Source organism: Actinosynnema sp. (genome assembly GCF_052038725.1).
The window spans coordinates 1-2,379 of record NZ_JBQGCX010000975.1 but is presented as its reverse complement, the minus strand read 5'-3'; the positions used below and the strand labels follow the sequence as shown (position 1 = coordinate 2,379).

Annotated in this window: 1 protein-coding gene and 1 pseudogene; both read left to right on the top strand. The window is 70.4% G+C overall.

The features are described from left to right. Positions 1–181: pseudogene (locus ACTUAL_RS20720) on the top strand (preprotein translocase subunit YajC); the annotation flags it as partial. 149 nt (positions 182–330) lie between these two features. Next, on the top strand, positions 331–2,214 hold the full coding sequence (gene secD / locus ACTUAL_RS20715; protein WP_440901412.1) for a protein translocase subunit SecD: 1,884 nt from the start codon (positions 331–333) through the stop codon (positions 2,212–2,214). Positions 2,215–2,379: the final 165 nt, after the last annotated feature.

Below are 2,379 nucleotides of genomic sequence, written 5' to 3'. Positions count from 1 at the left end.
CGGCGTGGTCACCACCTGGCTGCGCCAGGCGGTCCGCGAGAAGGTCGACACCAGCATCGACACCACCGACGAGGCCGACGAGGTCTCCGCGCGCGAGTCCGACGCCGTCGTGGACGCCACCCCGGCCTCCTCCGCGATCGTCGCCCCGCCGCTCGACGCCAAGCAGGACAGCAAGAACTGACACCGGCCGCCACGGCCGTCCGGGCGACACCGGCCTGGGGTTGGCAACTGTGAACAACGCCGACTCCAGGCAGTGACGCGCGGCTCACATGACGCGGGGTACGCTGCGCCCTCGCTGAACTTTGTCAACTACCAGGAGACGGACGGACCGTGGCACCTCCGGCCGGGCAAATCCGCCCCGCGAAGTACTTGGGCGCGTTTGTCCTCATCGTGGCCGTGCTGTACGCCTTGGTGTTTTTCACCGGCAACGGCTCGGCGATCCCCAAGCTCGGCATCGACCTCCAGGGCGGCACCCGCGTCACGCTGACCGCGCGAGCGCCCGACGGCAAGACGCCGACGGACGAGGCGCTCAACCAGGCCAGGACGCTGATCGAGACCCGCGTCAACGGCCTCGGCGTCTCCGGGGCGGAGGTGGTCCGGGACGGCAGCAACCTGGTCATCACGGTTCCCGGCTCCGACAGCGAGGGCGCGAAGAGCCTCGGCCAGACGGCCAAGCTGAACTTCCGCAAGGTCATCGGCGCCCCGCTGGCGAACCAGCCCGCGCCGAGCACCGAGACCCCGCCGTCGACCAGCGGCTCCCCGGCGCCCACCAGCGGCAGCCAGGCGCCCGCGTCCGGCACGAGCACCCCGCCGTCCGAGGGCGCCTCCGCGCCGTCGACGACCGGCCAGGGCCGCCCGGCTCCCGCGTACCGGCAGCAGCCCTCCAGCGACGCGGCCCAGCCCTCGCAGAGCGGCCAGCCGCAGCAGTCCGGCGCACCGGAGTCCGGGGCCCCGCAGTCCGACGCCCCGAACCCGGCGACCGACCCCTCGCAGGTCGACTGCCAGGCAGTGTTCCTCGGCAACTACTCCGAGGACACCACCAAGGCGATCACCGAGGCGCGCACCTGCCGCCAGGACGCCGCGCTCACCACGCTGGACGCCTCGACCGTGCAGCAGGCGCTGGCCGCCTTCACCTGCCCGACCACCGACCCGCTGCTGGGCAACGACGACCCGGCCCTGCCGCTGCTGACCTGCGACCAGGACCGCGTCACCAAGTACGTCCTCGGCCCGGTCAACCCGCCCGCCGACGGCAGCGTCCCGGACAGCGACTACTCCATGTACTCCCGGCTCACCGGTGAGGACATCGACAACGCGGTCTCCGGCACCGACCCGCAGGGCGCCGGCTTCGTGGTCAGCCTGACCTTCAAGGGCTCGGGCGGCGACAAGTGGGGCAAGTTCACCTCCGCCAACGTGAACCAGCAGGTCGCGGTGGTCCTGGACAGCCAGGTGGTGTCCGCCCCGAACATCAACGAGCCCATCCTCGGCGGCTCGACCCAGATCAGCGGCCAGTTCGGCCAGCGCGAGGCCGACAACCTGGCCAACGTGCTCAAGTACGGCTCGCTGCCGCTGTCGTTCGAGGCCTCCGAGGCCGAGACCGTGTCGGCCACCCTGGGCCTGGCCTCGCTGGAGGCCGGTCTGATCGCCGGCGCCGTGGGCCTGTTCCTGGTGTTCCTGTACTGCGTCTTCTACTACCGCCTGCTCGGCCTGCTGACGATCCTGTCGCTGGTCCTGTCCGGCGTCATCGTCTACGCGGTCATGGTGCTCCTCGGGCGCGTCGTCGGCTTCACCCTCGACCTCGCGGGCATCGCCGGCCTGATCATCGCGATCGGCATCACCGCCGACTCGTTCGTGGTGTTCTTCGAGCGCCTCAAGGACGAGATGCGCGAGGGCCGCTCCTTCCGCTCGGCCGTCCCGCGCGCCTGGGTCCGCTCGCGCCGCACGATCCTGTCCGCCGACGCGGTCAGCTTCCTGTGCGCGATGATCCTGTACGTCATCGCGGTCGGCCAGGTGAAGGGCTTCGCCTTCACCCTCGGCGTGTCCACGGTGCTCGACCTGATCGTGGTCTTCCTGGTGACGCACCCGCTGGTCGCGATCATCTCGAAGTCCAAGTCGAAGTTCCTGAACAACCCCAAGGTCATCGGGCTCGGCGACGTCGCGCACGCGGCGCACCTCAAGGCCCCCAAGAGCACCGGCACCGCCGTGAAGGAGGCCTGACGTGTCGAGCACTCCGCGCAAGGCGAGCGTGTTCCAGCGCCTCTACGTCGGCAACGGCGCGTTCGACATCGTCGGCAAGCGCACGCGGTGGTACGGGATCTTCGGCGCCATCCTGGTGGCCTCGGTCCTGCTGGTGGTCTTCAAGGGCTTCAACCTCGGCATCGA